The 24964-nt window shown below is 74.1% G+C and carries 25 protein-coding genes and 1 pseudogene; 4 read left to right on the forward strand and 22 right to left on the reverse strand.

Features of this window, described 5'->3' with window-relative positions:
- Window positions 1–34 precede the first annotated feature (34 nt).
- From nadC to nadA, 3 genes are all read right to left on the reverse strand, one after another.
- Entirely contained in the window at window positions 35–907 is an 873-nt protein-coding gene (gene nadC, locus A3CO_RS0128285; RefSeq protein ID WP_018335632.1) for a carboxylating nicotinate-nucleotide diphosphorylase, read from the reverse strand.
- Between the two features lie 82 nt (window positions 908–989).
- A complete protein-coding gene (gene nadB, locus A3CO_RS0128290; RefSeq protein WP_018335633.1) occupies window positions 990–2648 on the reverse strand; it encodes an L-aspartate oxidase in 1659 nt (552 codons plus the stop codon).
- Window positions 2645–3697: a quinolinate synthase NadA gene (gene nadA, locus A3CO_RS0128295; RefSeq protein ID WP_018335634.1), complete on the reverse strand. Its 1053-nt coding sequence runs from the start codon at window positions 3695–3697 to the stop codon at window positions 2645–2647. The genes nadB and nadA overlap by 4 nt, the downstream gene beginning before the upstream one ends.
- A gap of 256 nt (window positions 3698–3953) precedes the next feature.
- On the opposite strand from nadA, the gene A3CO_RS0128300 reads away from it, so the two are divergent.
- Window positions 3954–4598, forward strand: a complete 645-nt coding sequence (locus A3CO_RS0128300; RefSeq protein ID WP_084682250.1) for an NUDIX hydrolase — start codon at window positions 3954–3956, stop codon at window positions 4596–4598.
- A gap of 71 nt (window positions 4599–4669) precedes the next feature.
- Window positions 4670–5461 (forward strand): LON peptidase substrate-binding domain-containing protein, encoded by a 792-nt coding sequence (locus A3CO_RS0128305; RefSeq protein WP_018335636.1) that lies wholly within the window; start codon window positions 4670–4672, stop codon window positions 5459–5461.
- A 40-nt stretch (window positions 5462–5501) separates the two neighbouring features.
- Here the strand turns inward: A3CO_RS0128305 and A3CO_RS36410 are convergent, their stop codons facing one another.
- The 9 genes and pseudogenes from A3CO_RS36410 to A3CO_RS0128355 all read right to left on the reverse strand — a co-directional run bounded on the left by A3CO_RS36410 (window position 5502) and on the right by A3CO_RS0128355 (window position 14683).
- Window positions 5502–6155, reverse strand: coding sequence for a DUF2567 domain-containing protein (locus A3CO_RS36410; RefSeq protein WP_018335637.1), 654 nt, complete (start codon window positions 6153–6155; stop codon window positions 5502–5504).
- Window positions 6152–6394, reverse strand: a complete 243-nt coding sequence (gene bsaP, locus A3CO_RS0128315; protein WP_018335638.1) for a biotin synthase auxiliary protein BsaP — start codon at window positions 6392–6394, stop codon at window positions 6152–6154. The genes A3CO_RS36410 and bsaP overlap by 4 nt, the downstream gene beginning before the upstream one ends.
- Window positions 6391–7431, reverse strand: coding sequence for a biotin synthase BioB (bioB, locus tag A3CO_RS0128320; RefSeq protein ID WP_018335639.1), 1041 nt, complete (start codon window positions 7429–7431; stop codon window positions 6391–6393). Before bioB ends, bsaP begins: the two co-directional genes overlap by 4 nt.
- The gene (bioD, locus tag A3CO_RS0128325; protein ID WP_018335640.1) at window positions 7428–8174 is read right to left on the reverse strand and encodes a dethiobiotin synthase; all 747 of its coding nucleotides are present in this window, start codon (window positions 8172–8174) and stop codon (window positions 7428–7430) included. The genes bioB and bioD overlap by 4 nt, the downstream gene beginning before the upstream one ends.
- A 492-nt stretch (window positions 8175–8666) precedes the next feature.
- Window positions 8667–8810: pseudogene (locus A3CO_RS39880) on the reverse strand (diaminopimelate decarboxylase); the annotation flags it as partial.
- Window positions 8811–8909: 99 nt separating this feature from the next.
- A complete protein-coding gene (locus A3CO_RS0128335; RefSeq protein ID WP_157647894.1) occupies window positions 8910–9113 on the reverse strand; it encodes a hypothetical protein in 204 nt (67 codons plus the stop codon).
- 22 nt (window positions 9114–9135) lie between these two features.
- Window positions 9136–10344: an 8-amino-7-oxononanoate synthase gene (locus tag A3CO_RS0128340; protein WP_018335643.1), complete on the reverse strand. Its 1209-nt coding sequence runs from the start codon at window positions 10342–10344 to the stop codon at window positions 9136–9138.
- Between the two features lie 112 nt (window positions 10345–10456).
- Window positions 10457–12913, reverse strand: a complete 2457-nt coding sequence (locus A3CO_RS0128345; RefSeq protein ID WP_018335644.1) for a SulP family inorganic anion transporter — start codon at window positions 12911–12913, stop codon at window positions 10457–10459.
- A gap of 462 nt (window positions 12914–13375) precedes the next feature.
- On the reverse strand, window positions 13376–14683 hold the full coding sequence (locus A3CO_RS0128355; RefSeq protein ID WP_018335646.1) for an adenosylmethionine--8-amino-7-oxononanoate transaminase: 1308 nt from the start codon (window positions 14681–14683) through the stop codon (window positions 13376–13378).
- Between the two features lie 36 nt (window positions 14684–14719).
- On the opposite strand from A3CO_RS0128355, the gene A3CO_RS0128360 reads away from it, so the two are divergent.
- On the forward strand, window positions 14720–15562 hold the full coding sequence (locus A3CO_RS0128360; protein ID WP_018335647.1) for a PaaX family transcriptional regulator: 843 nt from the start codon (window positions 14720–14722) through the stop codon (window positions 15560–15562).
- A 101-nt stretch (window positions 15563–15663) separates the two neighbouring features.
- On the opposite strand, the gene A3CO_RS38520 is transcribed toward A3CO_RS0128360, so the two are convergent.
- From A3CO_RS38520 to A3CO_RS34725, 9 genes are all read right to left on the reverse strand, one after another.
- On the reverse strand, window positions 15664–16365 hold the full coding sequence (locus A3CO_RS38520) for a (2Fe-2S)-binding protein (RefSeq protein WP_157647895.1): 702 nt from the start codon (window positions 16363–16365) through the stop codon (window positions 15664–15666).
- On the reverse strand, window positions 16362–16889 hold the full coding sequence (locus tag A3CO_RS38525) for a hypothetical protein (protein WP_018335649.1): 528 nt from the start codon (window positions 16887–16889) through the stop codon (window positions 16362–16364). The genes A3CO_RS38520 and A3CO_RS38525 overlap by 4 nt, the downstream gene beginning before the upstream one ends.
- Window positions 16886–17185: a hypothetical protein gene (locus A3CO_RS0128380; protein WP_026205096.1), complete on the reverse strand. Its 300-nt coding sequence runs from the start codon at window positions 17183–17185 to the stop codon at window positions 16886–16888. The genes A3CO_RS38525 and A3CO_RS0128380 overlap by 4 nt, the downstream gene beginning before the upstream one ends.
- 5 nt (window positions 17186–17190) lie before the next feature.
- Window positions 17191–17661, reverse strand: a complete 471-nt coding sequence (locus A3CO_RS0128385) for a hypothetical protein (protein WP_157647896.1) — start codon at window positions 17659–17661, stop codon at window positions 17191–17193.
- Window positions 17662–17829: 168 nt separating this feature from the next.
- A complete protein-coding gene (locus tag A3CO_RS0128395) occupies window positions 17830–19485 on the reverse strand; it encodes an FtsZ/tubulin family protein (RefSeq protein WP_026205097.1) in 1656 nt (551 codons plus the stop codon).
- 153 nt (window positions 19486–19638) lie between these two features.
- Complete coding sequence (locus A3CO_RS0128400) at window positions 19639–19938, reverse strand: hypothetical protein (protein WP_018335654.1); 300 nt, start codon at window positions 19936–19938, stop codon at window positions 19639–19641.
- A 7-nt stretch (window positions 19939–19945) separates the two neighbouring features.
- On the reverse strand, window positions 19946–21523 hold the full coding sequence (locus A3CO_RS0128405) for an FtsZ/tubulin family protein (protein WP_018335655.1): 1578 nt from the start codon (window positions 21521–21523) through the stop codon (window positions 19946–19948).
- Window positions 21524–21650: 127 nt separating this feature from the next.
- Window positions 21651–22676: an aliphatic amidase gene (locus tag A3CO_RS0128410; RefSeq protein ID WP_018335656.1), complete on the reverse strand. Its 1026-nt coding sequence runs from the start codon at window positions 22674–22676 to the stop codon at window positions 21651–21653.
- A gap of 134 nt (window positions 22677–22810) precedes the next feature.
- Complete coding sequence (locus A3CO_RS34725; protein ID WP_018335657.1) at window positions 22811–23293, reverse strand: MarR family winged helix-turn-helix transcriptional regulator; 483 nt, start codon at window positions 23291–23293, stop codon at window positions 22811–22813.
- A gap of 96 nt (window positions 23294–23389) precedes the next feature.
- On the opposite strand from A3CO_RS34725, the gene A3CO_RS0128420 reads away from it, so the two are divergent.
- Window positions 23390–24517, forward strand: a complete 1128-nt coding sequence (locus A3CO_RS0128420) for a substrate-binding domain-containing protein (protein WP_018335658.1) — start codon at window positions 23390–23392, stop codon at window positions 24515–24517.
- Here A3CO_RS0128420 and A3CO_RS0128425 read toward each other — a convergent pair.
- A complete protein-coding gene (locus tag A3CO_RS0128425; RefSeq protein WP_018335659.1) occupies window positions 24504–24857 on the reverse strand; it encodes a hypothetical protein in 354 nt (117 codons plus the stop codon). The genes A3CO_RS0128420 and A3CO_RS0128425 overlap by 14 nt on opposite strands.
- Between the last annotated feature and the right edge of the window lie 107 nt (window positions 24858–24964).

A 24964-nucleotide genomic window follows, 5' to 3' on the forward strand; every position in this document is an offset into this window, starting at 1 on the left:
GGGACGCCGCGGAAGTCGGGCACCTCGATCGTGCTCACGTCCGCAGGTCCAGCCCCAGGTCCAGCGCCGGGGACGAGTGGGTGAGCCCGCCGACGGCGAGGTAGTCGACCCCGGCCCGCCCGTAGGCCGCGGCGGTGTCGATCGTCAGCCCACCCGACGCCTCCAGCCCGCAGTCCGGGGCCCCGGCGTCGCGCCGCCGGACCGCCTCGGCACAGTCGGCCGCGCTGAAGTTGTCCAGCAGGATCAGCTCCAGGCCCAGCCCGAGGGCCTCGTCGAGCTGGTCGAACGAGTCGACCTCCAGCTCGCACGGCAGCTCGGGGGCGGCCGCCCGCGCGGCGTGCACCGCGGCCGTGACCGATCCGGCCGCCGCCACGTGGTTGTCCTTGATCAGCAGGGCGTCGCCGAGCGACATCCGGTGGTTGACCCCGCCGCCGCAGCGCACCGCGTACTTCTGCAGCGCCCGCAGGCCCGGCACCGTCTTGCGGGTGTCCCGGATACGGGCGGGGGTGCCGGCGACGGCGTCCACCCAGGCGCTGGTGGCCGTCGCGACCCCGGAGAGCTGGCAGAGCAGGTTCAGGGCCGTCCGCTCGGCGGTGAGCAGGGTCGTGAGCGGCGCCCGCACGGCGAGCGCCACGTCCCCCGCGGCGAGGCGCGACCCGTCGTCGCGCACGGAGAGGATCTCCAGGTCGGGGCCGCAGACCCGCTCGAGCACCCGCACGGCGACCCCGACGCCCGCCAGCGTGCCCGCGGGCCGCGTCCGGAACTCCCCGACGGCGACGGCCCCGTCCGGGACGCACGCCGCGGTGGTCCGGTCCGGGCCGTCGCGCAGGTCCTCGTCGAGCGCCCGGTCGACGACGGCGTCGATCTCGGCGGCGTCGAGCCCCTCGGGGAGCAGGACGGCGGTCATGCGGCACCTCCGGCGATCGTGAGGGGAATTTCCGAGCGCTCCTGCGGCACGAGGGCTCCCCTCACACGGGAGGGCGCAGCGGTCATGCGGCACCTCCCAGAGCCGTGTCGAGCGGCGCGACGCGCAGTGCGCCGTCGTCGAGCGTGACCGCGACCGACGTGCCCTGCCACCGGTCGTCGCGGCGCGGGAAGTCGCGGCGCAGGTGGCAGCCGCGGGACTCGGTGCGCCACCCCGCGGCCGCGAGCACGGCGCCCGCGGCGAGGGTGAGCGCGGCGTCCTCGACGGCCGCGCGGGTGTCGAGGGCCCGGAACGCGGTGGACGCCTCGATCGCGTCGGAGGTCGCGGCCAGCCCGGCCGCGTCGCGTCCGACGGCCGCCCCGCGGCTCATCGCGCGCTGCAGCGTGGTCCGGTCCGCCGCAGGCGCCTTCCCGACGACGGGCTCCCCCGCGACGAGCACGGGCCGCGGACCCGCGAGGGCGGCGGCCACGTCCGCCCCGGCCCGGCGCCCGACGACGAGCCCCTCGAGCAGGCTGTTCGACGCGAGCCGGTTGGCACCGTGCAGCCCGGTCCGGGCGACCTCGCCTGCCGCCCACAGGCCCGGCACTCCGGTGCGCCCGGTGGTGTCGGTGACGACGCCGCCGCACGCGTAGTGCTGGGCGGGGCGCACCGGGATCGGGTCGCGGGCGAGGTCGACCCCGATCGCGTCGCACGAGGCGGCGACGGTCGGGAAGCGGCGACGCACGTCGGGCACCGCCGTGGCGTCGAGCAGCACGTGGTCGGCGCCGGTCCGGGCGAGGACCGCCGTGATCGCGCCCGCCACGACGTCACGCGGGGCGAGGTCGCCGCGCGGGTCCACCTCGTCCATCACGCCGCGACCGGAGAGCTCGACGAGGTGCGCCCCCTCGCCGCGCAGGGCCTCGGTGACGAGCGGCGCGCGCCCGACGAGCCCGGGGACGAACAGCGCTGTGGGGTGGAACTGCACGAACTCGACGTCGGCCAGCGCCGCTCCGGCACCGAGGGCGAGCGACCAGCCGTCGGCGGTGGCGACGGCCGGGTTGGTGGACGACTCGTAGAGCCCGCCGATCCCGCCCGTGGCGAGCAGGACCGCCGGCGCCGCGACGACGCCGAGGCGCCCGTCGGCGGTGACGACCTCGAGGCCGCTCACCCGCCCCCGGTCGCGGCACACGGCGACCGCGGTGTGGTCGGCGAGCACCGTGACCTCGCCGGGCAGGGCGGCGAGCAGCGCCCGCTCCACCTCCGCGCCGGTGGCGTCACCGCCCGCGTGGATGACGCGCGTCGTGCCGTGGCCCCCCTCGCGCGTGCGGGAGAGCCGGGTGCCCTGCACGTCGAACAGCGCGCCGCGCGAGCGCAGCTCGGCCACCGCGTCGCGCCCGCCCGCGAGGATGTCGCGGGTCGAGGCCTCGTCGACCAGGCCACCGCCGGCGCCGAGGGTGTCGGACACGTGCGCGTCGACCGTATCGCCGGCGATGTCGCCCAGCACCACGGCGATCCCGCCCTGCGCCCAGCGCGTGGACCCCTCCGACGGCGCGTCCTTCGTCACGACGACGACCCGCAGCCCCCGTCGCGACGCCTCCGCCGCGGCCGAGAGGCCCGCGACACCGGAGCCGACGACGACGAGGTCGGCGGCCGCGGCCCAGGGGTCGCCGCGTTCCGGACGAACGGGTCGTTCGTCCGCTCCAGGTGCACGAACGACCCGTTCGTCAGGTCCGGAGGTGCTCACTCCCCACCCCCGGGCTTCCCGATCTCGATCATCCGCTGCACCGAGGCGCGCGCCTTCAGGGCCGTCGCCGGGTCCACGTGCACCTCGTCGCGACCCTCCTGCAGCGAGCGCAGCAGCGCGCCCGGCGTGATCGTCTTCATGTAGCCGCACGCGGCCCGGGCGTTCACCGGCCGGAAGTCCACGGCGGGGTTCGCGCGGCGGAGCTGGTGGAGCATCCCGACCTCGGTGGCCACGAGCACGGACGACTTCGTCGTGTTCTTCGCGGCGTCGAGCATCCCGCCGGTCGACAGGATGTGGACCTGCTCGGCGGGCACGGCGCCCTCCCCGGCGAGGTAGAGCGCCGAGGTGGCGCACCCGCACTCGGGGTGGACGAACAGGTCGGCGTCCGGGTCGGCCTGCGCCTGCGCGGTGAGCTCGGCACCGTTGATGCCCGCGTGGACGTGGCACTCGCCCGCCCACACGTGCAGGTTCGTCCGGCCGGTCTCGCGGCGGACGTGGGCGCCGAGGAACTGGTCGGGCAGGAACAGCACCTCGCGGTCGGGGTCGATCGACGCGACCACCTCGACGGCGTTCGACGAGGTGCAGCAGACGTCGGTCTCGGCCTTCACGGCCGCCGTCGTATTGACGTAGGAGACCACCACCGCGCCCGGGTGCTCGGCCTTCCAGGCCCGCAGCTCGTCGGCGGAGATGGAGTCGGCGAGCGAGCAGCCGGCCCGGGCGTCGGGGATCAGCACGGTCTTCTCCGGCGCGAGGATCTTCGCCGTCTCCGCCATGAAGTGGACACCGCAGAACACGATCGTCGAGGCGTCGGAGGCGGCCGCGAGCCGGGAGAGCGCGAGCGAGTCGCCGGTGTGGTCGGCGACGTCCTGGATCTCCGGGCGCTGGTAGTTGTGCGCGAGCACCACCGCGTCCCGGGCCCGGGCGAGCTCGCGCACCTGCGCGGCCCAGGCCTCCACCTCGTGCGGCTCGGAGAGCGAGCGCGGCTCGACGAGGTCCGTCGGCGGCTGGTGCACGGCCCCATCGGTGACGGCGCTGTCGGTGACGGTCATGGACGGTCCTCCCCCGACCCGACCCACCCCCTGTCGGCGTACTGCTCCGCCTGTCGGGACAAGGGCCTGCCGGTTCTGTCCGAGGTTTTCGCCTGTTGGTCGAAAACACGGGCGACGGTACGCGGCGTGCCCGCGCTGCGCCAGCTGTCCGAGCGGTGGGGATGACGGAGCACACACCTGGTCACGGACCGCTACCGTGTGGCACGTGGAGGCCGAGGGCCTGATCGCGCACGACGTGCTGGCCGTCGTGCTGCGGATGGCACCCAGCTCGCCCGAGGTACTGCTCTGGCAGCGGGCGCGCGAGCCGCACTCCGGGCGCTGGGCCCTCCCCGGCGGACGTCTCGGGGCGACCGAGGACGTCGAGGTGTCGGTGCGCCGTCACCTCGCCGAGAAGGTCGACCTCGGCGAGGTCGCGCACGTCGAGCAGCTCTCCGTGTTCTCCGACCCGCACCGCGGGCCCGCACCCCGGCGCGTCGCCACCGCGTTCCTCGGGCTCGTGCCGAGCGACGCCGACCCGGCCGTCCCGGCCGACACCGCGTGGCACCCCGTCGACGCCCTCCCGGAGACCGCGTTCGACCACGGCGAGATCACCCGGGACGGCCTCGAGCGGCTGCGGGCGAAGCTCTCCTACACGAACATCGGGTTCGCCCTGGCGCCGGAGGTCTTCTCGATCTCCGAACTGCGCCGGCTCTACGCGGCCGCGCTCGGTCACCGGGTGTCCGCGACGAACCTGCAGCGCGTGCTCACCCGGCGCGGGGTCCTCGTCCCCACCGGCACCACCGCCGCGCCCGGGCCCTCGGGCGGACGGCCTGCAGCGCTCTTCCGGTTCTCCGAGCGGCGGCTGCGGGTGACCGACCCGTTCGCCACGCTCCGTCCCCCCGAGGGCGCCCGGGACTGCTAGCGGTACCGCAGGCGTGACGCCCGTACCGTCCGCGCACGCTCACCCGGCGACGGGGGCGTCCGGGCCGTAGCGTGAGCGCCGTGCCCGAGACGCTGCCCCTCTTCCCGCTGGGCACGGTGCTGCTGCCCGGGGCACCGCTCCCGCTGCACATCTTCGAGCCGCGCTACCGCCAGCTGACGATCGACCTGGTCACCGGGGCCTTCCCCGGCAAGCAGTTCGGCGTGGTCGCCGTTCGCGAAGGATGGGGTCCCGACGACGGGACGGACGGGCTCCACGAGGTCGGCTGCACCGCCGCGCTGCGGGAGGTCCGGCGCCTGCCCGACGGCCGGTTCGACATCCTCACGGTGGGCGACCGGCGGTTCCGGCTGCTGTCGGTGGACGCCACGTCGGCGCCCTACCTCACGGCGAGCATCGAGTGGCTGCCCGACCTCGAGGGCGACGACCCCGCCGCCCTCGAGCCCCTGGAGCGCGCCGCCCGCGCCGCGCACCGCCGCTACTGCACCACCGCCTGGAGCTACCGCCGGCGCGCCGAGCGGGACGTCGACGAGGTCAGTGACCTGACCGACCTGACCGACCTCACCGACGCCGAGGAGGAGCTCGACGACGACGGCCTCGACGACGCGCAGGCCCCGCCGGTGTCGACCGAGCGGACCGACGTCGACGTCACCGTGCTGCCGCACGTGCTGGCCGCCGACTGCCTGCTCCCCCTCGCCGACCGGCAGGAGCTGCTCGAGCAGACCTGCCCGAGGGCCCGCCTCGAACTGGTCTCGCACGCCATGAGCCGCGAGGCGACCCTGCTCGGCCGGCTCGGCGCCGTGTGGGCCCCGACCGCCAAGTTCATGGTGCCCACGAACCCCAACTAGGTGCTCCGCACGTGAGCGGAAGAGATCGCTGGAGCGACCCTCACTGCTCACCTTCCGGACGGCACATGTCGTCCTCGCCCAGCGCGATGGCGCACAGCAGGTAGGCCAGGACCGCCCCGAGACCGGCCCCGACGACCGTCCAGAAGGAACCGATCGTCGGCGGGACGGTCGAGAGCGTGGCGGGGATCGGGGCGCCCGCCGTGGCGCTGCCGGTGGCCTCCGCGCGGTCGAGCAGCACCCCGATCGGGGACCGGTCGGTCAGCGGCCCGGCCAGGCCGGTCCCGACGACGGCTGCGAGCCAGGCCCCCGCCGTCGTCGCGATCCCGATGCCGATCAGGAGGACCGGGCCGCGCCGGTCGACGCGCCGCCAGGCGAGCGCCCCGACCACCACGCCGTACGCCGCGGCCAGCAGGAAGAAGATCGCGGTCGCGTCGAAGACGTGGTCGCCCTCCGCCGCGAGCGGCGAACTCGCGCCGCTCGCCGTCGTCACCGTCGCCTGCCCGGGCGCGACGAGCGCCCAGAGCAACCCGAGCAGGACGCCCGCCAGCGCGACCACGACCATCGTCAGGACCGTGGGGCGCAGGTCGCCCAGGACCTCGCCGCGGGACAGCAGCCCGCGCGGCTCCTCCGGGACGAACTCGTCCAGCCCGGTCGAGCCTTGCCGCGCCCCGTCTCCTCCGGTGCCGACGCTCACCGCTGCGCGGCCTCCGCACTCGTCCGCTCGCCGTGGCGACTGCACCGCGCGGTCCAGCCCATCGGGTCGACCTGTACGACCATCTTGCGGGCGCACTCGGCGCAGTACCGGGGAGGGTCGATCAGCGACAGCCGCGCCCGGCAGCGCTCGTGGTCGCCGGACGCGGTCTCGCCACCGCAGAAGGAACAGAACATGGTGGACAACGCCTCCGGTTCCAGCTCCGCCCCGCTCCGTGTCACAGCGTGTCGTTCAGCGCCTTGATCGGCATCTTCAGGGTCTCGAGCATCTCGAGGTCCTGCTCCACCGGGCGGCCCAGGTTGGTCAGGTAGTTCCCGACGATGATCGCGTTGATCCCGCCGAGCATGCCCTGCTCGGCGCCGAGGTCGCCGAGGGTGAGCTCGCGGCCGCCGGCGAAGCGCAGCACCGTCTTCGGCATCGCGAGGCGGAACGCCGCGATCGTCAGCAGCGCGTCCGGGCCCTGCGGCACGTCGAGGTGCGCGAACGGGGTGCCCGGGTTCGGGATGAGGAAGTTCATCGGGACCTCGTCGGGCTCCAGCTCGGCGAGCTGCACGGCGAACTCCGCGCGCTGCGCGAGCGACTCCCCCATCCCGACGATGCCGCCGCAGCAGACCTCCATGCCCGCGGCCCGCACCATCTGCAGGGTCTCCCAGCGCTCCTCCCAGGTGTGGGTCGTGACGACCTCCGGGAAGTGGCTGCGCGCGGTCTCGAGGTTGTGGTTGTAGCGGTGCACGCCCATCGCGGCGAGCCGGTCGACCTGGTCCTGGGTCAGCATCCCCAGCGAGCAGGCGACGTTGATGTCGACCTCGGCGCGGATCGCCGCGACGCCGACCCGGATCTGCTCCATCAGCTTCTCGTCCGGCCCGCGGACGGCGGCGACGATGCAGAACTCCGTCGCGCCGGTCTTCGCGGTCTGCTTGGCGGCCTCGACGAGCCGGTCCTTGTCGAGCCACGCCGCGCGCACCGGGGAGTCGAACAGGCCGGACTGGCTGCAGAAGTGGCAGTCCTCCGGGCACCCGCCGGTCTTGAGGCTCACGATGCCCTCGACCTCGACGTCCGGGCCGCACCAGCGCATCCGCACCTCGTGGGCCAGCGCGAGCGCCTCGGTCAGCCGCTCCGCCGGCAGCTGCAGCACCTCGAGCACCTGCGCCTCGGACAGCCCCTCGCCGCGCTCGAGGACCTGCTCCCGGGCGACGGCGAGGATGTCGCCCCGCTCGCCCGTGGTCCCGGTGGCGGTGTCGGTGCTCGCCGTCGTCACGCGTCGCTCCTGGAGTTCGGGGGTCGGACGGTCGGAGTCTGCCTCACTGCGACGGTCGCGTCCCACCGCCCACCCAGGACGGGATGGAGACCACACCGCGCCGCGGTTTCGAAGTCCTCCGGGTCGGCACCGCCGAGGTCGGCCGGGAGCACACCGAGCAGCGGCGCGCCGGTCACCTCGGGCAGGTCGTCGAGGTTGGTGCGCTCGGCGAGATCGGGCTCGGCGGGATAGGCGCCGACGACGACGCCCTCGAGCCGGATTCCCCTGGTCGCGAGCGCCTCGGCGGTCAGCGCGGCAGCGTTCAGCACGCCGAGTCCCGCGGTCGCGACGACGAGCACGGGCGCGTCCAGCGCGGTCGCCACGTCGGCGAGCGTCTCGCCGTCGTCGTTGATCCGCACGAGCAGGCCGCCCGCACCCTCGACGACCACGAGATCGGCGTCCCCGATCGCCCGCACGGACTTCTCGATCTCCTCGACGCGCAACGGCGGGAGTCCGCTGCGACGGGCGGCCGTCGCGGGCGCGAGGGGCTCGGGGTAGCGCGCGAGCTCGAGCGTGGCGACACGGCCGCCGGTGAGCCGCTCGACGTCCGCCAGGTCCCCGGGCGCTCCCGGCTCGATCCCGGTCTGCGCCGGCTTCACGACGACGACCCGTTCCCCGGCCGCCGCGGCCAGCGCCGCCACGGCCGCCGTGACGACGGTCTTCCCGACGCCGGTCCCCGTCCCGGTCACGATCATCGTGCGCACGGGACCGAGGGTAGGCGTCGGCGTTGCGGCGCCCTCCCGCCGTCGCGAGGTGCACACCACGCACGTCCCGGAGCCGCCGGGCCTGCGTCACGTCGCCCTCGCCCGACGCATGGCGCGACGATGTCCCGTGGCTCCCACTGGCTGCGAGCAACGGGACATCGTCGTCACCACCTCCGGCACGATCTCATCGAGCCGCGCGAAGTGCTCGCTCACCGACCACGTTGCGCGGCGCGATGAGATCTCCGGCCCGTCGGTATGCCCGGTTCCGACCGAAGGGCCCCCTCGCTCGATAGACCCGGCGAAGGGCGCCCCCGGTCCATCGGGCGCTGCCTGGCGACGGGCGCCCCCGGCCCGTCTATCCGACGGAAGGTGCCCTCCGGTCGACAGTGGGCAGCCCTCAGTCGCGGCCGAGCACCACCCCGCCGCACCAAGCGTCGTCGTCCAGCAGCCGTCCCGGGACCCGGCGTCCGGAACGCTCCGGGGCAGGCAGCAGTCCCGGGCCAGCAAGTCCGCGGTCGACTCCCGGCGGACCAGGACGCGGGCGACGCCCTCGCGCACGCCCACGAGCGGCGGCCGGCCGACCAGGTTGTACGCCGAGGCCATGCTGTGGTGGTAGGCGCCCGTGCCGGGCACGGCGCTCCAGGGTCACGACGACGAGCCTGCGCTCACCTCCCGCGCCCCGGTCCCGTCGTGGACGCGGCGTTCACGACGGCTGGTCGGGCTTTGACGGGTGGGCTACAGCCAATCGCGGACGCGGACGACGTTCGGGTCCGGCACGGGGCGCTCGGCGGCCTCGACGTCGGGGCGCGGCGTCCCGTCGACGTCGTGCACCGCGCCGCAGCAGCGGCAGCGCAGGTAGTCCGCGGCCTCGGCCAGCGGGCGACGGCAGCGGCCACAGTGCCAGAGCCGGAACGCCTGGCGGCTGTCCGTGACGGTCACCGCGATCTCCTCCACCATCGATTCAGAAGTGCTCGGCCCAGGATGCCATCCCGGGCCCCGCCGACCCCGCCGGGGACCCGCCCACGATCGGACCCAGCACCTCGTGCAGCACGCGGTCGACGAGCGCGAGGTCGTCGTCGGACAGGTCCGCCCGCGCGGTGAGACGCAGCCGCGACGTGCCCTCCGGCACCGACGGCGGGCGGAAGCACCCGGCGCGCAGCCCGGCCGCGGCGCACGCGTCGCGGGCGGCGACGGCGAGTTCGGGCTCCCCCAGCACCACGGGCACCATCGCCGCCGTCGGCTCCGCCACGCCCAGCGACGGGGCCGCGGCGCGCGCCGACGCCGCGACGGACGCCGCCGCGTGGTGCAGCGCCGAGACACGCTCGGGCTCGGTCCGGAGCACCTCGAGCGCGGCGAGCGCGGCGCCCACGCTCGTCGGGGCGAGCCCGGTGTCGAAGATGAATGCCCGGGCGGCGTCGACGAGGTGCGCGATCACGGCGGTCGACCCGAGCACCACCCCACCCTGCGACCCGAGCGACTTCGACAGGGTCGCCGTCGTCACGACGTCGAGCTCCCCCGCCAACCCCGCCTCCGCCACGAGGCCCGCGCCGCCCGGGCCGCGGACACCGAGGCCGTGGGCGTCGTCGACGAGCAGCACCGCGCCCCGCGCCCGGCACACGGTGTGCAGCGCGCGGAGCGGGGCGAGCCCGCCGTCGACCGAGTCCACGCCGTCGGTGACCACGAGCCGACGCGCCTCCGGGGCGTCCGCCAGCACCGCGTCGACCTCGTCCGGCCGCGCGCAGCGACCCACGACCACGCGGGCCCGCGAGAGCCGCGCCGCGTCCACCAGCGAGGCGTGCGCGGCGACGTCGCTGACGACCACCGCGCCCCGCCCGGACAGCGCGGTCACCGCGCCGAGGTTGGCGGTGTACCCGCTGGAGAACACGAGCGCGTCCGGCGCACCGACGAACTCGGCCAGCCCCGCCTCGAGCTCGGCGTGCAGTCGGGTCGAGCCGGTGACCAGCCGCGAGCCCGTGGACCCGGCGCCCCAGGTCCGGGCCGCCGCCACCGCGCCCTCGACGACCCGCGGGTCGCGGGCGAGGCCGAGGTAGTCGTTCGACGCCAGGTCCACCAGCGGCTCGACCACGTCGCGCGAGGTCAGGACCCGACGCAGGCCGGCCGCACGCCGCTCCTGCGCGGTGTCGGCCAGCCAGGCGAGGGGATCGTCCACGGACGGACAGCCTAGGCGCCCCGCCGGCACCGGCCCGGCGTCGGGAACCTCCCACGCCGATGACAGGGAAGCGTCGTTGCTGCCACCGGGTGCAAGCAACGACGCTCCGCTGTCACGAGAGCGGGCCCACCGGGAACACCGACGTCGCCGGCTCGGGGCGGGCCCCCGTCGCGCCCGCACCGAGGCGGTCGGTCGAGGCCGGGACGAAGCGGTCGCCGTCGAGGACGTGCATCCGGGCGGTCGGGATGTCGAAGAACAGCCCGACGAGGCGGACGCGGCCCTCGGCGACGGCCGCCGCGACGCCCGGGTGCCGGGCGAGGCGGTCCAGCTGCACGGCCACGTTGACCATGGCGAGCTGGTCGACGTCGCCCCGGCCGCCGGTGCGCGCGTGCTCCCCGACCGGGTGCTTCGCCGCCCACCGCGCCTGCGACTCCTGGGCGCCGGCGAGCCAGCGGCCCAGGGCGGAGTCGCCGGTGACGTCGCGGTTGACGGCCTGCATCGCGCCGCAGCCGGAGTGGCCGCAGACCACGAGGGTGGGCACCCGCAGGACGTCGAGGGCGTACTCGACGGTGGCGCCCACCGAGTCGTCCGCCTCGGTGCCCAGCGGCGCGAGGTTGCCGACGTTGCGCACGGTGAACAGGTCGCCCGGGCCCGACGAGGTGATCACGTTGGGCACGACCCGCGAGTCGCTGCAGGTGAGGAACCAGGCGTGCGGGGCCTGCCCGTCGGCGAGGTCGGACAGGTACGGCGCCACCAGGCCGGCCGCCCGGCGGTGGTACTCGCGCAGGCCGGTGAGGATCGGGTCGACCGGCTCCGACGTGCGCGGCTCCGCCCCGTCGTCGTGGTGGCCGTGGCCCCAGCCCTCGCCGTCCGTGGCGTCGTGGCGCGACTGCCACACCGACCACGGAGAGAGGAACCGCGGCACGGGACCGGGCCGCCGGTCCCCCGGCCCGCCGGCGGTCGACTCGCGGCGGGCGACCAGGCCCATCGTGCCGACCTCGTCGACGCGCACGGTGCCGCCGGCGAGCCGGTGGCGCTCCTCCCACTCCGAGAGGTGGTCGTAGGCGGCGTGGTCGAGGTAGTCGGTGACGAGGTCGACGACGACGTCGGCGCCCTCGGGAATCTGCGCGAGCCGGCGCGAGAGCCGCGGCACGGAGAGGAAGCACAGCGCGCCCTCGACGACGACGTGCCAGGTGCCGCCCTCCTTGCGCCAGGAACGCGACGGTCCGGTCTCCTCCGGACGGGGCTCCTGGACCTCGATCGACGCCCACACCACGCGGCGCAGCACCATCAGCAGGGCGAGGCCGAGACCGAGGAGGACACCGGTGAGCAGGTCGACGAAGACCACGCCGAGGATCGTCACGACGTAGACCGGGAGCTCGCCGTGGCGGTGCAGCTCCCGCATGTGCCCGACGTCGACGAGCCTCGTGCCGATGTGGACCAGCAGCCCGGCGAGCACGGCCATCGGGATCTGCTGGACGAGGCCGAGGAGGGCGACGGAGAAGACCACGACCCAGACGCCGTGCAGCATCGCCGAGGCCCGCGTCCGGCCACCGGCGGCGACGTTGGTGGAGCTCCGGACGATGACGCCGGTGATCGGCAGGCCGCCGAGCAGCCCGGACAGGGTGTTGCCGGCGCCCTGGCCGACGAGCTCGCGGTCGAGGTTCGTCTGCGAGCCCGGACGCATCCGGTCGACGGCGACGGCGGAGAGCAGGCTCTCGATCGACGCGATGATCGCGACGGTGAACACGCCGACGAGCACGCCACCGAGGTCGGAGGTGGGCACGATCGGCAGGGCGATGGCGTCGAGGACGTCGCCGCCGATCTCGACCCGGACGACGGGGAGCGCGAACACCGACGCCACGACGGTCAGCGCGACGACCGCCAGCAGCGGCGCGGGGATGCCCGTGATCCAGGACGGCACCGCCTTCGGCAGCCTCGGCCACACCACCAGGACCGCGATGACGGCGAGCCCGAGCAGGGTGGCCGGGCCGGACGCGGCGAGCAGCTGCCCGGGCAGCGCGACCACGTTGGCGAACGCGTCGCCCTGCTGCTCGCCGCCGAGGACGACGTGCAGCTGGCCGAGCACGATCGTCACGCCGATGCCGGCGAGCATCCCGTGCACGACGGCGGGTGAAATCGCGAGCGCCGCCCGGCCCACCCGCGTGAGACCGAAGCCGATCTGCAGGAGTCCGGCGGCGACGGTGATGGCGCACGTGACGCCCCAGCCGAAGCGGTTGACCAGGTCGGCCACGATCACGGTGAGGCCGGCGGCGGGGCCGCTCACCTGCAACGCCGAGCCGCCGAGGGCCCCGGCGACGATGCCGCCGACGGCCGCGGCGATCAGCCCTGCGGTCAGCGGCGCGTCGGAGGCCACGGCGATGCCCAGCGACAGGGGCACCGCGACCAGGAAGACCACCAGCGAGGCCGGCAGGTCGTGGCGGATGTTCGCGCGCAGGCTCGCGAGGGCGGCGGCGGGACCGCGCGACCCGCCGCGTGGCGCGGGAGGGGGTGGGGCGGGGGTCGTGACGTCCGACGCGCGGGGCGTCGGCGGATGGGGAGCGCTCATGGGCGGGTTCGTCCTCCGGACGGATCGTCTCGACCACGGGTCGGCGGCGGCGTCCTCGCCGGCCCCGACCCGTGGCCCGGGGCGGTCCGAGCGGTCCTGAAGCTCTCGCCGTCGTCTCCGACGTCGACAGCGGCAGTCGTCTCGGCTGTCACTGCGTGTGGTGGCGGCCGCTCGTCGGGACCGGGGTCCGGACGGGGCGCCGGACGCAGTGTGCCGTGGTCCGATCCTCTCCCGGCCGGTTCACCCGCCGTTCACGTGACGCGCGGTACCGGGAACCGGCCATCGTCACCGCGCCCGGCCGCGGGGGGTGAGTTGCGGGCCGTCGAAGATCACGCAGCGCGCCACTCGTTTGTTCGGCCGCGTGAGGTAGGTCGCTGCGGTGCGCCGATCAGGTGAAGATGCGCTTTACCTTGTCTTGGGTGAATTCAGGGTCGCGCTTTGTCTCCCGCCGGGTCGACGAGATCACCCCGCGGCCGCGGCCGCGACGACGCCCGCCGCGATGCGCTCGACGTCGTCCGGGGCGGCCACGAAGGGCGGCATCGTGTAGATCAGGTCCCGGAAGGGCCGCAGCCACACCCCGTGACGCTCCGCCGCGGCCTGCGCGGCCGGGACGTCGACGGCGTGGTCGAGCTGCACCACGCCGATCGCGCCCAGGACCCTGACGTCACGCACCCCCGCCGCCCCGCGGGCCGGGCCCAGACCTGCCGTCAGGACGTCGCCGATCCCGTCGACCTCGCCGCGCCAGTCCCGGCGCAGCAGCTCGGTGACGCTCGCGAGCGCGACCCGGGCGGCGAGCGGGTTGGCCATGAACGTCGGGCCGTGCATGAGGCCCCCGCCGCCCGCCTCCTCGCTGACCGCGGCGGCGACCGCGCCGGTGCAGAGCGCGGCGGCCATCGTCAGGTAGCCGCCGGTGAGAGCCTTCCCCACGCACATCACGTCGGGCGCGACGCCGGCGTGGTCGGCCGCGAAGAGCTCGCCCGTGCGCCCGAAGCCGGTCGCGATCTCGTCGAACACGAGCACGAGGTCGTGCCGGTCGGCGATCTCCCGCAGCGCCCGCAGGTGCCGCGGCGAGTGGAAGCGCATGCCGCCCGCACCCTGCACCACCGGCTCGACGACGATCCCCGCGAGCTCGTCGGCGTGCCGCTCGGCGAGAGCCGCGAGGTGCTCGTCGTAGGCCGGGTCGTAGGCGGCCGGCGGGGCGTCGGCGAACACCTGCTCGGGCAGGAAGCCCTGCCAGAGCGCGTGCATCCCGCCGTCGGGATCGCAGACGCTCATCGCGGCGAACGTGTCGCCGTGGTAGCCGCCGCGCCACGTCATCATCCGCGTGCGGCCCGGGCGGCCGCGGGCGCGCTGGTACTGCAGGCACATCTTGACCGCGACCTCGATCGAGATCGACCCGGAGTCGGCCAGGAAGACGTGCTCGAGCGGCGCCGGGGTGATCTCCACGAGGCGCGTCGCGAGCTCGACCGCCGGGTGGTGGGTCAGCCCGCCGAACATGACGTGGCTGAACGCGTCGGCGTGCAGCGCGGCGTCGAGCGCGGGGTGGCGGTAGCCGTGGACGGCCGCCCACCACGAGCTCATCCCGTCGATCAGCTCGCGCCCGTCGTCGAGGGTCAGCCGTACGCCTCGTGCGTCGGTGACGACGAGCGGGTCCGTGCGGCCCGGCATCGGGCCGTAGGGGTGCCACACGTGCCGGCGGTCGAGGGCGCGCACCGGGTCCGGGTCCGAGGTCGAGGGCGGGCGGAGCGACGGGAGGGGACGGCCTGACACCCCTGCGACGGTATCGCTCACCTACGATCATCGACCATGACGGCGGGGGCGGCGGGCGACGCGTTCTCGCGCCGCCGTGAGGTCGCGGCCACCAGCGCCCGCTCGCTGCTGCTCACCGTGCTGGGCGAGTTCGTGCTCCCCGCGGGCGAGCCGGTCTGGACCCAGACCCTGCTCGACGCGCTCGGCCGCGTCGGCGTCGAGGAGAAGTCGGCCCGCCAGGCGCTGGCCCGGACGGCCGCCGACGACGTGGTGGTCTCCGAGCGTTCCGGACGACGGGTGCGGTGGTCGCTGACCGACTCCGGCCGCCGGTTGCTGTCCGAGGGCGCCGCCCGGATCTACGGGCACGGCACGCCGCGCGAGGCGTGGGACGGGCGGTGGCTGGTGCTCGTCGTCAGCGTCCCCGAGGCGCAACGGGCGCTCCGCCACCAGCTCCGGACCCAGCTCGCGTGGGCCGGCCTGGGATCGCCCGCACCCGGGGTGTGGGTGTGCCCGGACGCGTCACGGGTCGGCGAAGCGCACCGGGCGCTCGTCGACGTCGGGCTCGACTCGTCCGCGCTCGTCGTGGTCGGCGGCACCCACGGCGGGCTGTCCGACGCCGAGCTCGTGGCCCAGGCGTGGGACCTGCGCGAGGTCGAGGCGCGCTACGCGGCGTTCGTCGACCAGTTCGCCGACCTCGCGCCGGAGGCGGACGGCGGGGTGCTCGCCGCCCAGGTCCGGCTCGTCGACGCGTGGCGGCGCTTCCCGTTCCTCGACCCGCAACTGCCGGCCGAACTCCTGCCCGGGGACTGGGTCGGCGCCCGCGCGGCCGAGGTGTTCCACGCCCGCCACGAGGCGTGGGCGCCCGGTGCCCAGGCGGCGTTCGCGGCCCTGGCGGGCTGAGCCCCTCCCGGGTTGGCAGCGAAGCGTCGTTGCTGGCGTCCAGTGGCAGGGAAACCACGTCGTCGGGCGCCCCGACCCGCACCGACCCGTCGTCGGGCCGGTCAGGGCGCACGCCTCCCCCGCCGGACGTCGGCACCGGCCCGGTACGCGCCGAGCGGACAGTCGCGGCAGGTGTGCCCGCCGGGGACGCGGTAGGCCAGGCAGCAGGTCCGGCGACGGTGCTCGGGCGGACCGCCCTGCACCCCGGCCAGCGGGCGCACGGCGAGGAGCCCGCCGACGAGGTCGCGCACGGCCTCGCACCGCGCGGGGTCCGTGCGCTCCACCACCCGCCCCACCTTCACCACGGTCGCCACGACCTCGCCCCACAGCAGCGGCTCGGAGACCCCCGTGACCGCCCGGAGGGCGTCGACCAGCGCGCCGAGCGGGCCGAGCACCTCGCGGGCCACCTCGTCCGGCCGGGGGCTCGCGACGACGCGCGGTCCGTCGGTCCACCAGCCGCCGTGCTCGGGCCCGCGCCAGCGCAGGTCGCCCTCGGCGAGCAGGAGCAGGACCCCGTGGAGCGCGGCCGCGCCGAGGACCGGCGCGACCAGCCGTGCCGTCCACGCCCCGTGCAGCCAGGACGCCGCGACCCGGTCCTCGCCCGTGCCCAGCCGCTCCCGGCCGTGGGCCACCCGGTCCCGCAGGAGCGCCGGTTCCGCGACGAGACGGGCGAGCGGGACGGCCGCCGCGTCCACGGGCCCGGTCGAGAGCGCGAAGGCCGGTCCCAGCGCGGCGAGGTCCGCGAGGACGGCGGACGTGCTCACGGCAACGCGCCGGCGGCGCACCAGTCCCGGGTCGAGCGGTGGCGGCCCAGGCCGAGGACGACGAACTCGTCGGCCCGCCCGACCGACTGCACCCCGAGGTAGCGCAACGCCTGGACGATCGGGCTGCCGCTCGCCGGGTCGGGCGTCGAGACCGGGAACGGGTCCTCGGGCAGCAGGAGCTCCGGCCCGTAGACCGGTCGGCAGTCCAGCCACGCCGCGGCGGACTGCCGGCCGAGGCCGCCCGCGTACTCGGCCTCCACGTAGACGACGGTGCCGCGGCGCGAGGACGCGGTGAGCACGGCGGCGACCCCGGAGGACAGCCGGTCGAACGCCCACTCCGCCTCGATCGGGAAGCCGGGCAGGTCGATCGCGGCGAACAGTTCCTCGCACAGCGGCAGCAGCGCGAGCTCGGCCCCGTCGAGCAGCGTCGGCCGGGCGTGCGGGAACCGCTCCACGACGGGCTCGAGCACCTCGGGTGCGGCGATCACCCCGTGCAGCTCGTAGGTGCTGCCGACGGCCGTCACTCCAGGATCCCCAGGTGCTTGAGGACGTGCGCGACCGACGTCGCCCGGACGTCGGCCACCATCGTCCGGTACTCCTCGGCGAACAGACCGGCGTGCCGGGTCATGCGGTCCGACTCGACGAGCGCGACGGCCTTCTCCAGGTGCGCGCGGGCCAGCCGGTCGTGCCACAGGGAGTGCCGGATGTGGACGAACTCGTCGTCCACGGCAGTGATCCGCAGGGTCTTGCCCCCGGCCACCGTCGGGATCTCCCCGCCGTCGCCGAAGTCGCGTTGCAGGCCGGTCCAGTCCAACGGCACGGTGGTCACTCCCTCGGCGTCGGGTCGCCGACGTGGCGGGTGGCGAGCTCGGACATGTGCTGCAGGACCGCCGCCCGGCGGCGCGCCGCGGTCGGGACGTCGCACCGGGAGCGGGCGGCGAGCTCGTCGTCGTCGACCCCCTCCACGCAGCACAGGACGAAGTCCGTCTGCAGCGCGCGCGGCAGGTCGGTGAGGGCACCGCGCAGTGGCCCGAAGGACGCGCGGCAGGTCCGGCCGGCCTGCGCGTCCGCGATCCCCGCCTCGGCGAGCTTCGCGATGCGCCCGGAGTAGGGCAGGCCCCAGTAGCGGAACACCCCGGGTCGCGCGACGAGCCCGCCCGCGACACGGACCGCGACCCCGGCCGCCGCCTCCGGGTCGCCGAGCCGGACGCGGCAGGTGTACGAGACCGCCTCGTAGGTGGCGGTGACGCGGTCGATCCACGCCGCGTACTCGGGGACGAGATCGTCGCGGTCCACCACGGTGCCCTAGCCCGCGGCGATCGCCGCGACGACGGTGGAGAGCTGCACGCGCTCACCGCGCAACCAGCTCGGCGGGGACGGGGCGATCGAGGTCACGCGGCATTCCTCTCCGGATGCTGCCGGGGCGCCCCGCCGACGGCGCGGCACCCCGGGACGATCGACGGGTCAGGGCGTCTCGACGAGCGTCTGGACCATCGGCGCGATGTGCGCCTGCTGGACCTCGGTGATGTCCGCCGACGGCGTCGCGTCGCCACGGATCGCGGCGTGCGGCACCACCACCCAGCACGCGCAGCCCCAGATGCACTCGCCGGCCATGCCGTCGAAGCGGATCGACTGCTCGGAGAGGATCACCCCGAGGTCGAGCAGCCACGAGTGCATCATCAGCTTCGTGTCCCAGTCCTCGATCTGGTCGTAGGCGTCCCGGGCCTCGTAGAAGGCCGTGAGGTCCGTCTTCGCCACGCCGGGGATGATGATGTTGGAGTAGACGGTGAGCTCGTCGAAGAACTCGCCGTTGCTCGTGACGAGGGTGCCGTCGTCCCCGTCGAGGAGGTACTCACCGAGCACCGACTCGAGCTTCTTCTGCAGCGTGTCGTTCCACATCTCGCGCGGACCGACCGTGTTGCACTCGATGTAGTCGGTCTTGAAGCCCTCCTTCAGCCCGGAGAACTTCGGGATGTAGTCGATCCACTTGGTGACGACCTCGCGCCACCGGCTCCGCGGCTGGCCGGGCAGCACCTCGACGCCGGGGTGGGTGTACTTCGCGACGTCGTAGATCGTCCACGTGCGGTCGCCGGAGATGTTGCGCTCGTGCGGGGCGCCCGTGAAGCCCGCGGGACGCAGCATCTTGAACAGCAGCCGGCCGTAGTCCTGCACGACGAACCGGGTGAACGAGTCGTCGACGAACTTGCGGGTGACGCCCTTGCGCAGCCCGTCGCGGATCGCCGGGGTGCCGGTCTTGGTGTAGGAGCCCAGGCGCTGCCACGCGTGCTCCTGGGGCAGGGCGAGGAACCCGCCGGTGAAGGGGTTCTTGTAGAGGTCGCCCCAGACCGCCATGACGCCCTGGTTCTTCTCGTCGTCGAGCATGCAGTCGATCTCGTTGATGACGGGGTAGAGCGCGGCCTTGCCGCCCGCGTGCTCCTCGTCGCCCGAGAACGGCATGACCCCGACGCCGATCACCGGGATGCGCCGGCCGAGCTTGACGTTCGACAGGTGACGCACCATGTCGACGACCATGCCCGAGCCGGTGCCGCCGGCCAGCGAGAAGAAGACCAGCACCATCGAGGGGAGCTTGGTCTTGTTGATGGAGTCGACGAAGAGGTCGAGCTCCTTCTCCAGGGTCTTGTCGCCGCCGTAGTAGTAGTGGCCGTAGATGGCCTTCGCGATCGCGCGCGGGCAGGTCTCCCCCGGCTTCGGCATCTCCATGTCGGCCGGCAGCCACGGCTCGTAGTTCGGGTTCCAGTAGTACCGCGGGTACTCCATCTTCAGGTACTCGCGCCAGCGGTTGAGGCTGGTCCGGAGCTCCTCGGAGCTGGGCGTCTCGAGGGCCACCGTCCGCACCTGGTGACGGTCGGTCGGGATCTCGCGCTCCTGCAGGCGCTGGGTGAACCCGCCCGCGTACTCCTTGAGCTCGTGCATGTCCTGCTCGCCGATGTCGACGGCGAGGCCGGTGAAGCGGGCGCGCGGGTCGTCGAGCTGGTCCTCGATCTCGCCGGTACGCAGCAGCGCCTCGACCATGTAGGCGCCGGTCTTGCCGATCCCCAGGGCGTGGATGCAGTGCGGGGACTGGCTGCCGGTCGCGGAGTGGTAGAGCGACATTCCCATGGTGGAACCTTCCTGTTGCGGGCGCGCGGCAGCGCGCCCGGTGCCGCCGGGGCGGTGGGCCCGGAGGGGCCCGGGTGGGCCTGCGGGTGGAGGGCGTGACGGGGCCCGCTCGGACCGGGCCCCGCCACGCGGGAGGTCGACCGACGCGGCCCGTCAGTCGACGTAGCCGAGGTCCTTGAGGACCGTCGCGGCCGTCGTCGGCCGTTCGTCGGCGATGAAGGTGCGGTAGTGGTCGATCACCGAGGCGTAGTCGCGGGTCATGCGGCCCTCGTCGAGCAGCGCCATCGCCTTCTCGAGGTAGGCCCGGGTGAGCTTGTCCGACCAGAGGCGGTGGGACACGTAGATGTACTCGTCGTCGGCGCCGGTGACCTGCAGGGTGCGGGCCCCGGGCATCGAGGGCAGCTGCGCCCCGCCGCTGTAGCGGGCGACGATCTCCGACCAGGGGACGGCCATGACGCGCTCAGCCGGTGACGAACGGGGCGATGGGCTCCGGCTCGGCGAGCGAGTCGACGACCGCGTCCGCGGCCGGCGACGCCGCCTCCCCGCGGATCGCGGCGTGCGGGACGACCACCCAGCAGGCACAGCCCCAGATGCACTCGCCGCCCATGCCGTCGAACCGGATCGAGGGCTCGCAGAGCATGACGCCGAGGTCGAGCAGCCACGAGTGGATGAGCAGCTTGTCGTCCCACTCGAGGGTGTCGTAGTAGTCCCGGGCCGGGACGAAGGCCGCGAGGTCCAGCTTGCTCGCCCGGGGGATGACGACGCTGACGAGGTCGTCGGCGCCCGGGAGCCCGAGGACGACCGGGTCGACCCGTCCCGTGGCCGCCCCCGACACGGCCGCGGACACCGAGTCGGCCGCCGACGGGTCGAGGTCGCCGGTGAACACCCGGGCCTCCAGGTACTCCGTCGAGAAGCCCTTCACCAGCCCGGAGGTGCCCAGCGAGTCGACGTCGGCGAGCTTGCGCACCGCGAGCATGTTGATCCAGCGGTCGCCCTGCTCGCCGCGGATCGCGGGGTGCCAGGCGTCGGCGGGGACCGCGAGCCAGTTCAGCGCCTTGAGCGTCTCGTAGAGGTGCACGCTCGCGTCGCGGGTGAGGAACGAGCCGATCCCCGCGTCGACGTAGGCGTGGGTGGCGGCGAGGTCGTTCGTCATCGCCTGCACGTCGTTCTGGTCGACCATGAAGAAGCCGCCGGTGAAGGGGTTCTTGTAGAGGTCACCCCAGACCGCCATGACGCCCTTGTTCTTCTCGGTGTCGATCATGCAGTCGAGCTCGTTGATCACCGGGAACAGCGAGCCGTCGGCGTACTCGGCCGGGTCGGCGGCGTTGGGCAGGATGCCGAGGCCCACCACCCAGGGCCGGCGGCCCAGCTTGATCGACGACAGGTGGCGGGCGATCTCCACGACGATGCCGCTGCCGACGCCTCCGGCCATCGAGAAGGCGACCACCACGAGGGGGGTGGCCTCACTTGCCATGACGCTGGCGGCGAAGTCGTCGAGCGCGCCCGCGATCTCCCGGCCCTGGTAGTACTCGGCGCCGTAGATCGCCTTCGCGACGGCGCGGGAGTAGTGGCCGTCGGAGGGGGCGATCTCGACGTCGGCCGGGAGCCACGGCTCGTAGTTCGGGTTCCAGTAGTACCGCGGGTACTCCATCTTCAGGAACTCGCGGTAGCGGTTGAGCGCGTAGGAGAGGTCGGCGTGCGTCGGGACCGGCAGCGCGACCGTCGCCACGTGGGACTGCTCGGCGGGGAGCGCGGCGGCCGCGTCGCGCACCTGGGCGAGGTCCTCGTCGCCGATGTCCACCGCGAGCGCGGAGAAGCGCGTGCCCGGCTCGGAGAGGAAGCCCTCGGGCTGGTTGCGCATGATCGAGGTGATGAGGTCCGCCCCGGTGGCGCCCAGCCCGAGCACGTGGAGGGAGAACGGCCCCTCGTGGTCGCCGGCGCGGTGCACCCCCTCGGAGCGCAGCGCCTCGATGCGCGCCATCGCGGTGTCGCCGTGGTCGTGCTCGTGGTCGTGCTCGTGGTCGTGCTCGGCGGCCATGGCCGGGTCCTCCTGGATGCGGATGCGCTACGGGACGGGGACGGCGGGGCACGCGGGCGCGCGCCGTCCGCGGACCGGCCGCGGCGTCGTCGCCGCCCGGGTCCGCCGGTGTGCCTGCTGCAGGGGGTCAGGCCCCGTTCGGGATGCCCTCGACCGGGGCCTCGGGGGTCCCGATGTACTCGCGGGTCATCTCCTCGACCTGCTTCTGGGCGAGGGCCGGATCGGTGACCCAGGTCTTGTAGAAGTCGAACGGGCATTCCGCGACGCCCTTGTCGCCGTCGCCGGACTGGATCACCCCGGTGTAGCCACGGTGCAGGAGCTTGAAGAGGTGGTTCTGCGACTGCCAGTTCTTCCGCGCGTCACGGATGAGCGAGATCGACAGTTCCGCGTACTGCACGCCCATCTCCTCGGTGCCGCACTCGCCGAGGGTGCGGCCGTCGAACCCGACCACCGCGGAGTGCCCGAAGTAGGAGTAGACGCCGTCGAATCCGGTGGCGTTGGCGACGGCGACGTAGACGTTGTTCGCCCACGCCATCGACTTCGCCATCATGATCTGCTGTTCCTTCGCGGGGTACATGTATCCCTGCGGCCGGACGACGAGCTCGGCGCCCTTCATGGAGCAGTCGCGCCAGATTTCGGGATAGTTGCCGTCGTCGCAGATGATCAGTGCCAGCTTCAGGCCCTTGGGCCCGTCCACGACGGTGGTGTGCTCCCCCGGGTACCAGCCCTCGATCGGCACCCAGGGCAGGATCTTCCGGTACTTGTTGACGATCTCGCCCTCGGCGTTGATCAGCACCAACGAGTTGTACGGGTTCTTGTGCGGGTGATCCTCGTGGCGCTCCCCGGTGAGGGAGAAGACGCCCCAGACCCCGGCCGTGCGGCACGCCTCGGCGAAGATCTCGGTCTCGAAGCCCGGGCACGAGGCGGCGTTGTCGAACATCTCCTGCCGGTCGTACATGATCCCGTGCGTCGAGTACTCGGGGAAGATGATCAGGTCCATGCCGGGGAATCCCTGCTTGATCCCGACGACCATGTCCGCGATCTTCTCGCAGTTCGCGCGGATTCCCTCCCGATCGTGCAGGCGCGGCATCGTGTAGTTCACGACCGCGACGCCGACGCCGTCGTGGCTGCTCGAGATGTCTCCGTGCCGCATGCCCGTTCCACCCGTCGTCCGTGGGGAATCCACCCGCTGGTGGAACCGACCGTACGAGCCGGGGCAGCAATCACAATATTTCCGAAGTAGAAGTAACTCAGGCGAAACCTGATGTCAGGGGATCGACCCGTAGATCAGGAGGTGGGAGTCCGGTCCTCGCCGCCGATCGCGCTCTCGAGGCGCATCAACAGCCCGAAGAGGTCGATCCGGTCGGTGGTGCCCAGGTCCGACAGGACGGTGCCGAACGCCGCGTCGAGGTCGGCCGCGGCCGTCGCGACCAGCCGGTGGCCCGCCGGGGAGACGTGCACGAGGACGCGACGGCGGTCCCAGTCGTCGCTGCGGCGGAAGGCGAACCCCTCGGCGATCAGCTTGTCGACCATGCGGGTCGCGGTCGGTGCGGGCACCGCCGCGCGCGCCGCGATCTCGCCCATGCTGTGGCCCGGGGCGTCGAGCCCGTCCTCGCCGACGCCCTCGTCGAGCAGCATCAGCGTCCGCCACTGCTCCCGGCTCAGGCTCGAGGAGGCGGTGATGCGGGCGAGGCAGGCGTTGACGGTGCGGTCGGCGAGGTCGAGGAGGTCCACCACCCGCTGGCCGGTGGTCCGTGGCCGACCGCCCATCCTGGCCTCCCGGGTTTGACCTGCTCGAAACGATACAAGGATCCCGGAAAGCGGCCCGTCGGCGCCATACTGCGAGCGACCTCGAATCGCCCGGGGGTGCTCACCGTGGCCGATCTCCCGTCCCTGCCGCCGACGATCCCGGCTCCGCGGCGCGCCGACGACGAGGTCCGCGTCGCCCTCGTGACGCCCGCGCAGGGTCCCGCGGGCATGTTCGGCCTCTCCTGCCGGATGTGCGCGGAACTCGCCGCCGCCGAGGTGAACGCCGCGGGCGGACTCCTGGGCCGGCCGTTGACGCTGCACCACGTCGACGGCGGCGCGCCGCCCGGCGCCGTGGCCGAGCAGGTCGCCGCCCTGGTGCGCGCGGGCGAGGTCGACGCGGTGGTGGGCTGGCACATCTCGGCGGTCCGACGCCGCCTGGCCCCGCGCGTCGCCGGTCAGATCCCGTACGTCTACACCGCGCTCTACGAGGGCGGGGAGCGCACGCCCGGCGTGTTCGTCACCGGCGAGACCCCGGCGAACCAGCTGGCGCCGGCCCTGGACTGGATGCGCTCCGAGCTCGGGGTCCGCCGGTGGGTCGTCGTCGGGAACGACTACGTCTGGCCCCGGGCCTCGGCCGCGGTCGCGGCCCGCTGGGCCCGGAGCCACGACCGCCCGCTCGCGGACCAGATCTTCGTACCCCTCGGCACGCGCGACTTCGCCCCGGTGCTGCGCCGCGTCGAACTCAGCGGCGCCGACGGCGTGCTGATGCTGCTCGTCGGGGAGGACGCGGTGCACTTCAACCGGGCCTTCGCCGACGCCGGCCACCACCACCGGCGGACCCGCCTGTCCACGCTGATGGACGAGACGATGCTGCTCGCCTCCGGCGCCCGCGCCACGCAGTGGCTCTACTCCGCGGCCGGGTACTTCGAGGACCTCGCGACCAGCGACGCCCTCGAGTTCACCTCGCGCTTCGGCGACCGGTTCGGGATGCGCGCACCGGTGCCCTCGAGCCCGGGCGAGTCCTGCTACGAGGGCATGAACCTCTACGCCGCCCTGGTCCGCCGCGCGGGCTCCGTGCGTCGCGAGGACCTGCTGGCGGTGAGCGAGGCGGTCCACTTCGGCGGGCCGCGGGGCGACGTCGTCGTGCGGGGCGCCCACGCCGTGCAGGACGTCTACGTCGCGGAGGCGCAGGGCGTGCACTTCGACGTGCTCGACCGGCTCTCCAGCGGGGTCAGGGAGAACTGAGGTAACCGAGGTCGGTGAGGACCACCGCCGTCAGGTTCGGCACCCGCGTGCACCCCGTCTCGACCCGCGGTCCGGAGGCGTAGTACCGGCGCAGCCCCTCGGCGAAGGCGATCGGCGTCGCGGCGAGCCGACCGTCGCGGAGCAGGGCGAGCGCGTCGTCGAGCTCCGCGCGGGAGACGCAGTCGCGCCACAGCCGCTGGGACAGACAGATCCGGTCCTCGTCGACCTCCTCCACCTGCACGCGGGAGGACCCCTGCAGGGACGCCAGCGACGGCCGACCGGCGTAGCGCGCACGGACCTGCTCCCAGTCGAGCCGACCGTTCCCGTCCTGCGTCGTCATGCTCCCCATGCAACGGGAGCCGGGCCGCGGCCGTCGTGACGATCGCGTAAAACTACTTCCAGATCGGAAGTAGTGCTCTGGCGCGACGGTCGCCGAGCTGGGCAGGC

The organism is Actinomycetospora chiangmaiensis DSM 45062, assembly GCF_000379625.1.
Taxonomy (GTDB): Bacteria; Actinomycetota; Actinomycetes; order Mycobacteriales; family Pseudonocardiaceae; genus Actinomycetospora; species Actinomycetospora chiangmaiensis.

What these genes read in the sequence shown, in the direction of transcription:
- nadC (WP_018335632.1), bottom strand. Translation starts at nt 907, where the DNA reads ATGACCGCCGTCCTGCTCCCCGAGGGGCTCGACGCCGCCGAGATCGAC.
- nadA (WP_018335634.1), bottom strand. Translation starts at nt 3,697, where the DNA reads ATGACCGTCACCGACAGCGCCGTCACCGATGGGGCCGTGCACCAGCCG.
- A3CO_RS0128300 (WP_084682250.1), top strand. Translation starts at nt 3,954, where the DNA reads ATGGCACCCAGCTCGCCCGAGGTACTGCTCTGGCAGCGGGCGCGCGAG.
- A3CO_RS0128345 (WP_018335644.1), bottom strand. Translation starts at nt 12,913, where the DNA reads ATGAGCGCTCCCCATCCGCCGACGCCCCGCGCGTCGGACGTCACGACC.
- A3CO_RS0128360 (WP_018335647.1), top strand. Translation starts at nt 14,720, where the DNA reads ATGACGGCGGGGGCGGCGGGCGACGCGTTCTCGCGCCGCCGTGAGGTC.
- A3CO_RS0128395 (WP_026205097.1), bottom strand. Translation starts at nt 19,485, where the DNA reads ATGGGAATGTCGCTCTACCACTCCGCGACCGGCAGCCAGTCCCCGCAC.
- A3CO_RS0128400 (WP_018335654.1), bottom strand. Translation starts at nt 19,938, where the DNA reads ATGGCCGTCCCCTGGTCGGAGATCGTCGCCCGCTACAGCGGCGGGGCG.
- A3CO_RS0128405 (WP_018335655.1), bottom strand. Translation starts at nt 21,523, where the DNA reads ATGGCCGCCGAGCACGACCACGAGCACGACCACGAGCACGACCACGGC.
- A3CO_RS0128410 (WP_018335656.1), bottom strand. Translation starts at nt 22,676, where the DNA reads ATGCGGCACGGAGACATCTCGAGCAGCCACGACGGCGTCGGCGTCGCG.
- A3CO_RS34725 (WP_018335657.1), bottom strand. Translation starts at nt 23,293, where the DNA reads ATGGGCGGTCGGCCACGGACCACCGGCCAGCGGGTGGTGGACCTCCTC.
- A3CO_RS0128425 (WP_018335659.1), bottom strand. Translation starts at nt 24,857, where the DNA reads ATGACGACGCAGGACGGGAACGGTCGGCTCGACTGGGAGCAGGTCCGT.